General features: G+C 53.8%; 12 protein-coding genes. 6 read left to right on the forward strand and 6 right to left on the reverse strand.

The window, feature by feature from the left end; all coding sequences use genetic code 11:
- Nucleotides 1–84 precede the first annotated feature (84 nt).
- From ACO0LH_RS02835 to ACO0LH_RS02850, 4 genes are all read left to right on the forward strand, one after another.
- The gene (locus ACO0LH_RS02835) at nucleotides 85–558 is read left to right on the forward strand and encodes a PTS sugar transporter subunit IIA (RefSeq protein WP_422939531.1); all 474 of its coding nucleotides are present in this window, start codon (nucleotides 85–87) and stop codon (nucleotides 556–558) included.
- Between the two features lie 94 nt (nucleotides 559–652).
- Nucleotides 653–1,594 (forward strand): HPr(Ser) kinase/phosphatase, encoded by a 942-nt coding sequence (gene hprK, locus ACO0LH_RS02840; protein ID WP_422939532.1) that lies wholly within the window; start codon nucleotides 653–655, stop codon nucleotides 1,592–1,594.
- A 53-nt stretch (nucleotides 1,595–1,647) separates the two neighbouring features.
- On the forward strand, nucleotides 1,648–2,511 hold the full coding sequence (gene rapZ, locus ACO0LH_RS02845) for an RNase adapter RapZ (protein WP_422939533.1): 864 nt from the start codon (nucleotides 1,648–1,650) through the stop codon (nucleotides 2,509–2,511).
- 231 nt (nucleotides 2,512–2,742) lie between these two features.
- On the forward strand, nucleotides 2,743–3,894 hold the full coding sequence (locus ACO0LH_RS02850; RefSeq protein WP_422939534.1) for a WD40/YVTN/BNR-like repeat-containing protein: 1,152 nt from the start codon (nucleotides 2,743–2,745) through the stop codon (nucleotides 3,892–3,894).
- Nucleotides 3,895–4,009: 115 nt separating this feature from the next.
- Here ACO0LH_RS02850 and ACO0LH_RS02855 read toward each other — a convergent pair whose 3' ends face one another.
- From ACO0LH_RS02855 to mutM, 6 genes are all read right to left on the reverse strand, one after another.
- Nucleotides 4,010–5,173, reverse strand: coding sequence for an ABC transporter permease (locus ACO0LH_RS02855; RefSeq protein WP_422939535.1), 1,164 nt, complete (start codon nucleotides 5,171–5,173; stop codon nucleotides 4,010–4,012).
- Complete coding sequence (locus ACO0LH_RS02860) at nucleotides 5,173–6,003, reverse strand: ATP-binding cassette domain-containing protein (RefSeq protein ID WP_422939536.1); 831 nt, start codon at nucleotides 6,001–6,003, stop codon at nucleotides 5,173–5,175. Before ACO0LH_RS02860 ends, ACO0LH_RS02855 begins: the two co-directional genes overlap by 1 nt.
- Nucleotides 6,000–7,448, reverse strand: a complete 1,449-nt coding sequence (locus ACO0LH_RS02865) for an alpha/beta hydrolase (RefSeq protein WP_422939537.1) — start codon at nucleotides 7,446–7,448, stop codon at nucleotides 6,000–6,002. Before ACO0LH_RS02865 ends, ACO0LH_RS02860 begins: the two co-directional genes overlap by 4 nt.
- Nucleotides 7,449–7,569: 121 nt before the next feature.
- Nucleotides 7,570–8,727, reverse strand: a complete 1,158-nt coding sequence (gene mutY, locus ACO0LH_RS02870) for an A/G-specific adenine glycosylase (protein WP_422939538.1) — start codon at nucleotides 8,725–8,727, stop codon at nucleotides 7,570–7,572.
- A 30-nt stretch (nucleotides 8,728–8,757) separates the two neighbouring features.
- Nucleotides 8,758–10,695, reverse strand: a complete 1,938-nt coding sequence (locus ACO0LH_RS02875) for a dynamin family protein (RefSeq protein ID WP_422939539.1) — start codon at nucleotides 10,693–10,695, stop codon at nucleotides 8,758–8,760.
- A gap of 102 nt (nucleotides 10,696–10,797) precedes the next feature.
- Nucleotides 10,798–11,619, reverse strand: coding sequence for a bifunctional DNA-formamidopyrimidine glycosylase/DNA-(apurinic or apyrimidinic site) lyase (gene mutM / locus ACO0LH_RS02880; RefSeq protein ID WP_422939540.1), 822 nt, complete (start codon nucleotides 11,617–11,619; stop codon nucleotides 10,798–10,800).
- A gap of 218 nt (nucleotides 11,620–11,837) precedes the next feature.
- Here mutM and ACO0LH_RS02885 point away from each other — a divergent pair, with 218 nt between their 5' ends.
- Nucleotides 11,838–13,589 (forward strand): tetratricopeptide repeat protein, encoded by a 1,752-nt coding sequence (locus ACO0LH_RS02885; protein ID WP_422939541.1) that lies wholly within the window; start codon nucleotides 11,838–11,840, stop codon nucleotides 13,587–13,589.
- Between the two features lie 118 nt (nucleotides 13,590–13,707).
- Nucleotides 13,708–14,334: a lipoprotein insertase outer membrane protein LolB gene (gene lolB, locus ACO0LH_RS02890; RefSeq protein WP_422939543.1), complete on the forward strand. Its 627-nt coding sequence runs from the start codon at nucleotides 13,708–13,710 to the stop codon at nucleotides 14,332–14,334.
- The last annotated feature ends 2 nt before the right edge of the window (nucleotides 14,335–14,336 follow it).

The following is a 14,336-nucleotide window of genomic DNA, read 5'->3' on the forward strand; positions in this document are numbered from 1 at the left end:
ACGCATATCGGGCAAAAGAAGCCTATAATTTGTCAAAACCCAACTTTGTGCACTGCACCATTTCGCTGTAACCGATCTTGCACCATGACGAATATTGCAAAAATCCTGCCTCTCAACAACGTACTTCTGGATCTGGAAGTTTCCAGCAAAAAAAGAGCATTTGAACAGGCCGGGCTGTTATTCGAAAATAATTGCAGCATAGCCCGCTCCGTTGTTTCTGATAATCTGTTTGCCCGCGAACGTCTGGGATCAACCGGTCTTGGACATGGCGTCGCCATTCCTCATGGTCGCATCAAGGGTCTGAAGGCACCGATAGCGGCACTGGTCAGGCTCAGGGAGCCAATTCCTTTCGAATCGCCGGACAGCCAACCTGTCAGCCTGCTGATATTCTTGCTGATGCCCGACAATGTCATGCAACAACATCTGGAAATCCTTTCCGAAGTCGCTGAAATGCTGTCGAATGAAAGTTTCCGTGATACGCTCAATACGGAAGCCAGTGCAGCTGCTATTTATGAAAAAATCATGGCATGGCGACCCAATTTGCCAGGTAATCCCTGATTTTTTATCTATAGTGCTGCGAACTGACCGCTAAGCCCAGCGTTTCCAGACTCCAGCCCTGCTCCAGACATCGTCAGATTCAGCACCTATCGCCATGCCATCATTGACAGAACTAACGATACAAAAAATCTACGACGATAATCGTGACACCATGCAACTGGGCTGGTTTGCCGGTTTTGCAGGTGCAGATAAACAAATCACTGGCGATGCTGCCTCTTCTGCCGACCAGGTCGGGCATTTGAATCTGATCCACCCTGGCCGCATACAGGTGCTGGGGCATCAGGAACTATCGTATTACAACCGCCTCTCAAATGCTTCGCGCAATAACCTGATGCGCGAACTGGTCGCCGGTGCCCCCCCTGCCCTGATCGTGGCGCAGGGGCTGGAATCACCGCCAGCGTTTCTGACGACCTGCGACGACAATAATATCCCGCTGTTTTCAACGCCTTATCCATCAGCGCAAGTCATTGATTACCTGCGCGTCTACCTGTCGAAAAAACTCGCGCAAAAAATCACCATGCATGGCGTGTTCATGGATGTGCTGGGTGTTGGCGTATTGATTACCGGTGAATCTGGCCTGGGCAAGAGCGAGCTGGGTCTGGAACTGATTTCGCGCAGTCATGGTCTGGTAGCCGATGATGCGGTTGAGTTTTCGCGCATCGCACCGAATATGATAGAAGGCCGCTGCCACGAATTATTGCAAAACCTGCTCGAAGTACGCGGTCTGGGCCTGCTCGACATCAAGACGATTTTTGGTGAAACCGCCGTGCGCCGCAAGATGCGCCTGAAGCTGATCGTGCATCTGGTACGCCGCAGCACGCTGGAAGAAAACTACGAACGTCTGCCCATCGATTCTCAGACAGAAGAAGTGCTGGGTTTGCCGATCAGAAAAGTCGTCATCCCGGTTGCCGCAGGCCGCAATATTGCAGTGTTGCTGGAAGCGGCGGTGCGCAATACGATCCTGCAATTACGTGGCATCAATACGCTGGAAGACTTCATGGAGCGGCAACGTCGCGCCATGGAAAACGGCGATTAGTTGGCAGCAAAATGGTGAATAGACGGTGAAGAAATGGTGACAAAATAGCGCTTATGGAAATCCTGCTTATCTCTGGTATCTCCGGCTCCGGCAAATCGGTAGCCTTGAATGTGGTGGAAGATGCAGGCTACTATTGCGTCGATAATCTGCCCCCCAGTCTGTTGCCAGACCTGGTCACCACGCTGACAAAAGAAGGCATACTGTCAGCGGCCATTGCCATTGATACCCGCAGCGCCACCTTGCTGACCAACCTGCCTGACGCCATCCAGACCCTGCGTGACCAGGGTCATGAAGTCAAAGTCCTGTTCCTCACTGCCAGTACAGAATCGCTGGTTGCCCGTTTTTCTGAAACCCGCCGCAGCCACCCCCTATCACACCGCCTGGCCAAGGACAAGGACACTGGCGACAGGCTGAGCCTGACAGAATGCATACAGGAAGAACGCGAAATCCTGGCAGGCATACAACTGGTCGCGCACGTGATTGATACCTCAGACCTCAGTGCCAATAAATTGCGCACCTGGGTCAAGGACATGACACAGATTGGCCATACGCCCTTGACACTGACATTTGAATCTTTCGCCTTCAAGATTGGTGTGCCGCTGGATGCCGATTTTGTTTTCGATGTACGCATGTTGCCCAACCCCCATTATGACCCCGACCTGCGTCCGCTGACCGGGCGCGATGAACCTGTCATCCGCTACCTGAAAGAACAGGCTATGGTGCACGAGATGTTTGATGACATACGCCAGTTCATCGCCAAATGGTTGCCTGCATTCAAGCGCGACAACCGCAGTTACCTCACCGTTGCCATAGGCTGCACCGGCGGCCAGCACCGCTCTGTGTATATGGTGGAAAAACTGGCTGAGGCTTTCAGGCAGGATGAGCAGGTATTGCTCAGGCACAGACGTCTAAGTTAGATCACACATAGGTCAGACACAAGCTGGGGTGGATTTCACATCAGCCGCTGTCAGCTTCCCCGTTTTCAGGGAGTGTCAATTCTTCCAAATGCCCTTGCTTGATTATGATGCCCGCCAGCATATTTGCGATCAACGCAAATATGAAACTTCTGTACGCCTGCCCGTGTCCAAGCAAATCAACAAGCTGGCAAACTCAAATAAGTAAACTTAAATAAGTAAGCTCAAATAAAAATGAAAACCAAACCACAAAAAATCTGGACGGCGACAATCATCAGTACCGCGCTTGTCATGGCCCTGACGGCATGCAGCACAACACCCGGCATTCCGAAAGCAGTTAACCATCAATATCAGTTGAGCAGCGATGCCAGCTGGGCCAAACTCAATACCGTGGCCTATAAGGGCAAGCAGGATGACATCTTCTTTGTGCAGCCTGAGCTGGGCTGGTATGTGAATGGCAGCGGCAAGATATACAAGACGACGGATGGTGGCCAGAACTGGCAAGAGCAATTATCCAAACCCGGCACCTTCTTTCGCACGGTGGGTTTTGTCGATGCACAGCATGGCTATGCGGGCAATATCGGTACGGATTATTTCTCCGGCGTGACCGACACCACGCCCTTGTATGAAACCCGTGATGGCGGTGCCAGCTGGCAAGTGGCAAAAGGGCTGGAAGGCATCACCATCAAGGGTCTGTGCGCGATTGATATCCTGCATAACAAGTTCATCAATTCCGGGGTGCTGGAAGCGAGAACCATCATCCATGCGGGTGGCCGTGTCGGCGGGCCAGCGACGCTGCTGCGCTCGGTAGATGGCGGTGCCAGCTGGAAGAGCATAGACATGACGCCTTACACAGGCATGATACTCGACGTCAAATTCTTTGATGCGATGACAGGCTTTGTGTTTGGCGCATCAGACAGCGATACAGAAAAATCGCATGCGCGCATCATCATGACCAAAGACGGTGGCGCTACCTGGAAGACAGTCTATGAATCCAGCCGCCCGTATGAACTGACATGGAAGGCCAGCTTCCCCACACGTGACACCGCCTACGTGACGGTACAGAGTTACAACCCTGATCCGAAAACCAGCCAGCGCTATGTCGCCAAGACAGAAGATGGCGGCCTGACCTGGCGTGAAATTCCCCTGGTCAATGACATCAAGGTAAGGGAATTTGGCGTGGGCTTTGTCGATGCCAAAACAGGCTGGGTAGGTGCGATTGACGGCGGCTACCAGACAACGGATGGTGGCATCAGCTGGAAGCATGTTCCCATGGGCCGCGCTGTCAATAAAATCCGCCTGTTACCGACAGAAAAAGGCTTTGTCGCTTATGCGATAGGGACAGATGTCTACAAGATGACGCAGGATAACGCGCGCCTGCCGTGATGAACTGAACGCTGTCTGGCTCCCTGTATCAAAAAAAATCAGAAAAGATCAGGAAAGAACCAGACAGCTTTGAAACAAGAATGCAGATGGGCTGAAATGCTGGCCTCCCAGCTTGTCAGCTCATCACCACCTTGCGCATTTTTTGCGCGATATAGGCCAGGCTGACAAAACTCATCAGGGCGCAAACGACGAAGGCAATCGCCATCGCTGCGGCGCTGACGGTTTCCCCCTTCAAGACCTGATTCATCATCTGGTTTTGCGACAACACCGGCACCCATTGAAACCAGGATGGTTCCCTGCCGGGAAACAATATCGGCATCAGCGAAACAAAGGGGATGAACATCGTCACCAGCTGGTTGCGCACCTGCGCCTCTTTATAGCTTTTGCAATCAAGCGCAATCGCCACCTGTATCGCTGCCATGCTGGCTGCCAGAGGCAGCAGCACAAATAGAAAGCCAACTGCATCCTTGATGCCGAACTGGAATTCGGCGCGCAGGGTTTCGTTTCTGATCAGCCATTGCGAGGGGAAGAAACTGCATATCGTCAACACCACCACACCCATGCCCACCAGGGCAACCGCGCCCCATTTGCCGATGGCGAGTTGCCAGCCACTGACGGGGTTCATCATCAGAGGTTCCAGCGAGCCACGCTCGCGCTCGCCAGCGGTGGTGTCGATGGCGGCATACATGCCACCGAGGACGATCGCCATCAAGACCATCATCGGCAGCATGGTAGTGACGGTGGCCTTGCGCTCATCCGGCTTTTGCAGGTGGCGCTCCTTGACTTCCACGCGTTGCAATAATTCCAGTGAAACACCGCGCATGGCCAGCCCCATGGTGGCAGTTTCCTGCGCGTAGGCGTCAAGCAGCCTGCGCAAGGGACGCAGGCTGAATTCAGCAGGCCGGTTCGAGGTGTCGTAAGCAATTTCCAGCGTCGCCTTGTCACCAGCTGCCAGCTTCTGGTCAAAGTCTTTGGGGATGACCAGGACAGCCTGTTCAAGCTCCTTGCTTTGGGATTTCGCCTCATAATCTGGCGGTGCGGCCTTGATCTTGTAGCCCTGGCGCAGGATGAAATTTTCCAGGCCATGCGCATATTCGATGCCGGTCACCATGACGCTGCGTTTTTCTTCCTGCGATTCGACCTGGGTCAGAATGACGGAAAAAATCAGCAATATCAAAGGTACGCCGAGTAAGGAGCTGATCAGGGCCACCAGCAAGGTACGGCGGTCACGCAGGGCATCGCGGATTTCCTTGCGCAGGATAGCGAGTGTCACTTTCATCAGATTGCTCCTGTCACAGAAGTTGGCGGATGCAAAAACGCCAGCTTGACGAAGGCATCTTCAAAATTGGCTTCCGCAGATTGCTGCATCAATTCAGCCACTGTGCCCTGCGCCACATTGCGCCCCTGGGCAACGATGACAACCTGGTCACAGAGTCTTTCCACTTCCTGCATGATATGGGTAGAGAAAATAATGCATTTGGCACCGCCTTCGGGTGAACGCAAAAAACGCAGAAATTCCCGCAGTGCGCGTGTCGCCACCACGTCGAGGCCATTGGTCGGTTCGTCCAAGATGATGTTTTTTGGGTCATGCACGAGGGCACGGGCAAGCGCGGTCTTCATGCGTTCACCCTGGCTGAAACCATCGGTGCGGCGATCAAGCAAGGCTTTCATGTCCAGCCATTCGGCCAGTTGCTGTGTCCTCTTTTCAGCCAGGCCCTGCTCCATGCCATGCAAGAGGCCATAGTATTGAATGTTTTCCCTGGCTGTCAGGCGTGGGTACAGGCCGCGCGCATCAGACAGCACGCCCATCTGCGACTGGGTTGACGATGAACCGGCTTTCACCTGCGCACCATCCACCATGATTTCGCCTTCATCTGCCTGCAGTAAAGCGGCAATCATGCGTAGGCTGGTGGTCTTGCCGGCACCATTGGCACCCAGCAAGCCAGTGATGCAACCATCAGCCGCAGTAAAACTGACACCATCGACGGCCTTGACCACCTCGGTCGATTTTTTCATCAGGCCCAGGCTGCGTGCCATACCGGCAAAGCTATTGCCAGACGCCTTGCCCATGCGTACAAATTCTTTATGCAGGTCTTTGACGATGATCATGGCGCATCCTTTCCAGCTGCGACAGGCGCCTGCCATGCCAGCGGACGCGGAATCTGCCGCACGCATTTTGCATCAACATTGATGGCTTCGCTGTCTTCCTTGGCATTCAGATAGCGGTACACGACATCGCGCACGCAACCCTGTGCCAGCAAACCATGGCCAGCATTGTCTATCTTGATATGTGTCGCTTTCGCACCCAGTGCTTTGGCCACGGCTTCACCGTGACGGCTTGGCGTTACCGGATCAATACCGCCGCTCAGCAGCAGGACAGGCGAGGCACTGGCAGGAACTTCAAAAAAGCCGGCAGGGATATCCGCACGTGGCCATTTTTTACAGGTCTGCTCATACATCTCATTCATGGACTTTTCAAACGCATCTTTGGCCTGGGTTTGCTGAGGTCTGGCATAAGCCTCGCCACACCAGACAGAAAAATGCATGCCATAGGCGATGCCACCTGGCCCTGGCAAACTGGTGCTGCCGCTCATGGTGATCAGGGGCGCATAATTGCCCTGTTCAGCCTGGGTGATGGCATAAGGCAGGGCTGCCAGCGTTGCTGGGGAATATAAAGTCTTTTGTACCATGCCCAGCAGGCTGTCATAGGTCAGTTCAAACTTGACGGTATTGCCCATGCGCGGATGAACGAAGCTGACTTTTTGCGGCTGGCTTGCCAGCAGTTTTTTCCAGTGTTTTTCCAGTTCAGGGTAACTGGCATTGCAGGCTACCTCTTTCAGGCAATCCCTGAACAGGGCATCCAAAGCCAGTTGCGAATCGGCGCTGGCAAACTGTATCGTCGGTGGCACCACGCCATCGAGCACCAGACGCCTGACCGATTGCGGGAACTGACGCAGGTATTCCAGGCCGACACGTGTGCCATACGAAGCACCAACCAGGTTGATACGGCCATAGCCTTGTTGCTGGCGTACTGCTTCGAGATCCTGCACGGCAATGCTGGTGCTGAAATACTGCAATTCACCATAAGGCAGGGATTTTAATTGTTGCAGGCATTCATCGGTACGTTTGGTGGTCTGTTCCGGCGTCAGCACTTCGGACAGGTTTTCCAGCCCGGGGCATTCGAGGGGGGCGCTGCGGCCCGTACCGCGCTGATCAACAAACACCAGGTCACGCCGGCGGTTCAGGCGACCAAGCACGGTATTGCCCCAGCCGGCCACCTTGATGGCACTCTGGCCAGGGCCGCCAGCGAGCAAAAATACGGCATCGGGCAATTTGTTTCTGTCCTGCGAGGGCAGGACGACATAGTGGATATCGATTTTCTTGCCTTGTGGCTGTGCCGGATTCAATGGCCTCTGAACCTGGCCGCATTGCACTTCCTGCGGAAAATCAGCGACACGGCAAGCCCTGGTCACCGCCGCCTGCGCAGACAGGGACGCCAGGGAAGCGGTCAGCACAAGCAGGGACGATAATCCACGCACGACATTTTTATGCAAAGTGGTCTCCTGAAAAATGGTGGTGCAAAACCAGCAATATTATCTTGAAAGCCGCGCAACCGATAGCCTGCACAGGCCGCCGGGCTGATCCCGCTTATTTCGTTGATTTCGCTTCTTCCAGCTAATCAAAGGCAAAAGAAGCCTGGGCACCAACTGATACCAGCAGATTCTTGATCGGCGCCGGCAAGGCATACTCTTCCGCCTGACGGATATCGAGCCAGCGATGATCATCTTCGGCCACCAGCGCGTGACGCTTGTCGAGCAAGACCTGCACCGGCAATATGTGCAGCTTGAAATGGGTAAATGCATGGATGACGACTGGCAAGACATGCATGGCGCTGATATCGCCAAACTGGCTGGCACGCTGTCTGAGCGCCACCATCTGTGCGTCGACTGACACGCGCTCGTCGCTACAGTCCTGCATGCCATCAAGTTCAGGCAGCGACAACAAGCCACCCCAGATACCTGTGGGTGGTCGTCTTTCCAGCAATATCTGGTGTTCATGCTGCAACAGCAGCATGACGGCCTGTTTTTCTTTTTGTGCTTTTGGCGGTTTGCGGGTAGGCAATTCTGCTGCGCGGCCTTCGGCATAGGCGACACAACGGTTCTGGAACGGGCATTGCTGGCACCTGGGCTTGCTGCGTGTGCACAGGGTTGCTCCCAGGTCCATCAACCCCTGGGTATAGGCTTCTATGCCCTCTGATGGCAACAAAGCCTGTGCCCGCTTCCACATCAGGTCTTCCACGGGTTTGCTGCCCGGGTAACCGGCAATACCAAACACGCGGGCAAACACGCGCTTGACGTTTCCATCGAGGATGGCCGCGACCGTGCCATAAGAAAAAGCCGTAATCGCCGCAGCGGTAGACCGGCCTATGCCGGGCAGTTCCTGCAACAGGGCCGGGTCAGCAGGAAACTGGCCCTGGTATTTTTCCACGACCTGTTTTGCGCACTGATGCAGGTTACGGGCGCGGGTGTAATAACCGAGGCCACTCCAGTGTTCCATGACATCTTCAACCGGTGCAGCAGCCAGGGCAAACACTGTCGGATAACTATTGAGGAAACGCTGGTAATACGGGATGACAGCACTGACCTGCGTCTGTTGCAGCATGATTTCAGACAGCCAGACGCGATAAGCCTCACGGCTTTGCTGCCATGGCAAGCCGTGCCGGCCATGCTGTCTTTGCCATGCGATGAGGGTTGCGGAAAAACTGGGGTCGCTATCGTCACTATCAACAGGGTGGTTCGCGGGAACCACCCCGTCAGGGGTACTGGATGTCATCTGTTGTCAGCTATCAGGCAGTGCCCTGGATCAGGCAGCCACCCTTAATGCGCTCAATTCAGCTGAAAGCGAGTTTTTGAGACTTTCTTCCAGCATGGTCAGGGCTTTTTTCTGGGTGTCAATTTCTGCCTGCATGGATTCGAAAGAGGTAATCTTGTCTTCCAGGCTGTCGGTTGCCACATGAATTCTTTGTATCGACTGCATGCGGTTTTTCAACTGGCCCTTATGCTCACGTATCTGTGCTTCCAGAGGTGCCATCACCACTTTTTGCCAGGCTTCGACATCGCGGTTGGCTTGCAAAAAGCTTTGCTTGACGCGGGCAGCGACAGAATCAAAGAATTTTTGCATGAGCACCACTTTTGGCGTGGTCCACAGGGTTTCGGTAGTGAACTGCTTTTGATAAACAGCTTCAATTGCTTCCACTTCCTTGATGTACTTGTCGAGGGAAAATGGCATGGGCGACGACAGGGCCAGACCGTGTTCAGTAGAAAATTTGCGGTACATGACCGTCATCATTTCAGAAATTTCGTCTGTTTTCTTGTTCGATGTCATCAGGTTCAATTTAACCTGGGCAAAGAACTGCCTGACAGATTCTTTCAGGCCGACTGAGAACTTGCTGCTTTCCATCGAATCGCGTGCCTTGCGTATGTCTTCGCGCAGGATGTCCATGCCCAGGCTGGTATACACCTCGGTAGACAGGCGGGTGAAGACAGAACGTGTACCCTGCATGCGCAGGAGGCTGGCATCGAATTCTTTTTTCTCGGCATCGATACGTTTCATCATGTGTTCGATGACGTTCATATTCTTGCCGCGCAAGCTTTTCAGTTCCAGCATCTGTTCAACAACACTGCGGCTGCGCGCAGAGATGATGGCTTGCTGGGCACTGGTAATTTCATTGACTTCAGAAGCCAGTTGCGCACGGATGATGTTTTGCTTGGCCGGTATCAGTTCTTTCGACAAGGCATATTCAAGCGTAGGCAGGCGGCTGCGTGCCAGCAATGGCGCGTCTTTATTGATCTTGGCCACCAGGCCTTTTTGGGCAGAGATAGGGAATACCTGCTTCTCATCCAGCGCCAGGGTATGGGCAACGGTGCTGATCTGGCGAACGATTTGCGCTTCCACTTCTTCAGGAGTGCGCAACTCATCCCACATGCTGTCGATCTTGTTGAGGACCACCATGCGGCCCGGGCCATTGCCGATATGATTGCGCCAGACATCAATATCACTCTTGGTGACACCGGTGTCAGCAGCCAGGATGAACAGGACGGCATGCGCATTCGGAATCAGGTTCAGCGTCAGTTCAGGCTCGGTACCGATGGCATTCAAGCCTGGTGTATCGACGATGATCAGGCCCTCTTTCAGCAGAGGGTGGGGGAAATTCACAATCGCGTGACGCCACTGAGAAATTTCTACCAGGCCATCTTCATCGACTTCGAGCGCGGCATCGGGGTCGTTTTCATCAAACAGGCCGTAATATTTTGCGGTTTCGACGCTGACTTTCTTGGTCAGGCTGACTTGCTTGAAGGCTTCGAGCATGCCGTCGCCTGAATTGATATTCAGCGGCAGCACGGTCCAGACATGGCTTTGCCCCTTGTATTCGCTGGTCGATTGCGCTTCGGCGCGGGTTTCTATCGGCAACAGGCGTATGCAAGGCGGGATGGTATCGTCGTATAAAAGCTCGGTCGGGCACATGGTGGTGCGGCCGGCAGATGAAGGCAGGATACGCTGACCGTAGTCGGCAAAGAATATGGCATTGATCAGCTCTGACTTGCCGCGTGAGAATTCTGCAACGAAAGCGATAGACAATTTGTCATCAACCAGTCTTTCCATCAGGCGTGCGATACGCTGATCACTGGCGGCATCGGCCATATCCGATCCATGTATCCACGTACGATACTGCTCCAGCGCCTTTACTACCCCTTTGCGCCAGTCGCTGTACTCCTGGAATTTCTGAACCAGATTGCTCATGTTCCCCTCGGTTAACTTTTTTAATTTTCCAAGTATATATGGAAGCTTTGAAAAAATATGGCTAAATTGAATTTTGCCTACATTTCAGCCGCTTTGGTGGATTTATTTCTGACATTGTGCACAATAAAAGCTGCTGCGCTGCCCCTGACGTATCTGGCGTATGGCTTCACCACAGACCCGGCAAGCTTCGCCGGTACGGTCATAAACGAAATAACTCTGCTGAAAATAGCCTGATTGCCCGTCTACCCCCATGAAATCTTTCAGGGTACTGCCGCCCTGCTGTATGGCCGCTGCCAGGGTGTCGCGTATGGCCTGTGCCAATAAAGTATAGCGCGCCAGACTGATACGTCCAGCCTGAGTTTTAGGGTTGATACCCGCACGGAACAAGCTTTCTGATGCATAAATGTTACCAACACCCACAACCAGGTCGCCTGCCAGCAAGACCTGCTTGATGGGCGCGGTACGCTTGCGCGTCTGGCGATATAGCAATTCAGCGGTAAAACCCGGCTCCAGCGGCTCTACACCCAGCTGGCGTATCAGCAGGTGTTCTTCGAGGCCGCCATCGGCAGCGTCATGCCAGAGCACAGCACCAAAACGGCGCGGGTCTGTCATGCGCAGGGCAAAATCCCCTACAACAATATCAATATGATCATGTTTTGCAGGCTCGACATTTTTATCGAGGACACGCAAATGACCTGACATGCCCAGGTGGATGAGTAAAACACCGTGCTGGAAATGCAATAAAAGATATTTGCCCCTCCTGCCGGTCGCCAGAATACGCTGCTGGCTCAACAGCGCAGGCAAATCAGGGGGAAACGGCCAGCGCAAGCCCGCACGCCGCAAAATCACGTTCGTGACTTGTTTTCCGGTCAAGTGGGGGTCTACGCCCCGTCTGGTGACTTCAACTTCTGGTAATTCTGGCATGGGAGGGAGCTTTTACCATTACAATTTGACACAGTGTGATAATACTGATCAACCCACACTTGCTCAGCTTCAGCGTAAAATCTATCATCTAAGTCAAATCCGGATTCGTTTTGAAAACACTTCCTACTACTTTTTCTGCTTCTATTGTATCCGCTATGTCAGCTTTGCGGCCTGCCCCCCTGCTGATCTGCGCTGCCCTGCTGACGGGATGTGCGTCCATGGGCCATCAAAATGCAGCCGATGGCAGTGATGCCAGCCATGCGCATGATGCGGCCCAGGCCGCCTTGTCGGCGGAAAAAACCCTGAATGGCACGACGGAAGACGCGGCGGTCAATGAAGACAAGCTGCCCAATGTCGTGCTGACAGAAGAATTATTCTACAAAATCCTGACTTCTGAAATCGCCTATCAGCGCGGTAGCTGGCAGGCGGCTTATGTCACCCTGTATTCAGTGGCGCAACAAACGCGTGACCCGCGTATTGCCCGGCGCGCAGCAGAAATCGCCCTGAGCGCCAAGCAGGCTGGTGAAGCCCTGGTTGCCATACGCCTGTGGCGCGAGCTGGCCCCTAACTCCAATGAAGCGACGCAATATTATCTGGGCTTCATGGTCATGAATAACAATCTGGCCGAAATCCAGACTGTTTTCACCGAGAGGCTGAAATCTGCCGATATCAAGCAGCACGGCATCATCATGTTGCAGGCACAGCGCCTGCTGTCCCGTGCGCGCGACAAAAATGCGGCATTCGATGTACTCGAAGAGATACTCTCGCCTTACAAAAACAGTGCCGACGCCCATCTGGCGCTGGCCCAGGGTGCTTATACCAAAGGCGACAACAAGCGTGCGGTGCTGGAAGCACAGGCTGTGCTGGCAGTGAAACCTGATTCCCAGCTGGCGATACTGACTGTGGCACAAGCCTCGTCGCAGCAGGATGCGGCAAAGGCCATGAACGCCTTCATCGCCAAAAACCCGACTGCCCGCGATGTACGCCTGGCCTATGCGAGTATTTTGATCGATCTCAAGCAAATGGATAAGGCCACGCATGAATTCGAGCAATTGCTGCGTGACAAGCCGGACGACAGCAATGCCATCTATACCCTCGGTGTACTGGCCATGGAAAGAAACCAGCCGCAAGAAGCTGAGCGTTATTTCCTGCAATATCTGAAAGTGCTGGAAGCCAAACCTGGTGAAGAACGTGACCCGACCACTGCGCTGGTCAATTTGTCACGCATTGCGACTGACCGCAAAGACTACAAGGCAGCACAAGGGTGGCTGGAACAGGTAGAGTCTTTTGATGGCAGAAATCCAGCCTGGTTCAATGTGCAGATGCGCCGTGCTTCGCTGTACGCCAGGGAAGGCAAACTGGATGAAGCGCGCAGTTTTCTGCAAAAAGTAAAAGCCGGCAATGAAGCCGAACAAACCCAGTTGATACAGACCGAAGCGCAGTTACTGAAAGATGGTGGTTTGCCCGACCAGGCCAAAACGGTCTTGCAGGAAGGCATACAGCAACAGCCAAACAACCCCGATCTGCTGTATGACTTTGCCATGCTGGCAGAAGCGCAGAAAGATGTCACCGGCATGGAAGCCTCCTTGCGCAAAGTCATCGAACTGGCACCGAATAGCCAGCATGCGTATAACGCGCTGGGCTATTCTTTCGCCGACCGCAATGTGCACCTTGACGAAGCCAATACCCTGATAGAAAAGGCCAACCAGATTGCCCCGGATGATCCCTTCATCCTCGACAGCCTGGGCTGGGTCAAGTTCAGGTTATCGAAATATGATGAAGCGGAACAGGCTTTGCGACGTGCCTACCAGTTGCGCCCTGATGCTGAAATCGCGGTACACCTGGGCGAGGTTTTGTGGACTGTCGGCCAGAAAGATGACGCAAAAAAAGTCTGGCGTGACGCTCTGGCAAAAGACCCTGGCAACCTGACGCTGAAAGCAACGCTGGAAAGATTGAAAGTCAAACTTTAATCCATGAACCCGGGCATGCATTTCTGTTTGCATGCCCGCGCTCAATCATCGCTCATCACTGTAAGCCTTTGACGTACATCAGCGCTTCTTCGCATTTTCTTGCAGACAAATACCCATCATGACGACCACTACCCGCCTTTCCCTGGCTGCTGTTATTTTCCCTGTCCTGGTCTTCATGACCGGCTGTGCCAGCCTCAATACGCCAACTGCGCAGCCAGGACAAAATCTGGCCACAGCCAGCACGACCGGCACAGCACGCCCGTATAAAGACCAGATCCAGATCAGCGGCAGGATTACCGTGCAATACCAGCAGGCAGGCAAGCCGCAAAACCTGCCTGGCAGCTTTGAGTGGGATCAGAATGCTGACGCAATACGTATCAGCCTGCTGTCACCGCTGGGCCAGACCCTGGCAAGAATCACGCAAAACAAACAAGGTGCGACCCTGGAGCAGGACGGCAAGGAAACACGCCAGGCCAGCAACCTCAACCAGTTACTGCAAGACACGCTGGGATGGCCCTTGCCAGTGGCTGGCCTGCGTGACTGGCTGCAAGGCTATGTCGCCATCAATGGCAACGTGCTGACTGCACTGAAGCCGGAAGACCAGACCGTAGAAAGCCAGGGATGGAAACTGCGCTATGCGACCTGGCATGAGGCGCCTGATTTCCCCAAGCGCATTGACTTGCAACGCTATACCGAACAGGCTGGTGATGTATCGATACGTATCGTGATTGATCAATGGAAGTAAAT

It is taken from the genome of Undibacterium sp. TJN19 (assembly GCF_049339485.1).
In the GTDB taxonomy this organism is placed as follows: domain Bacteria; phylum Pseudomonadota; class Gammaproteobacteria; order Burkholderiales; family Burkholderiaceae_D; genus Undibacterium.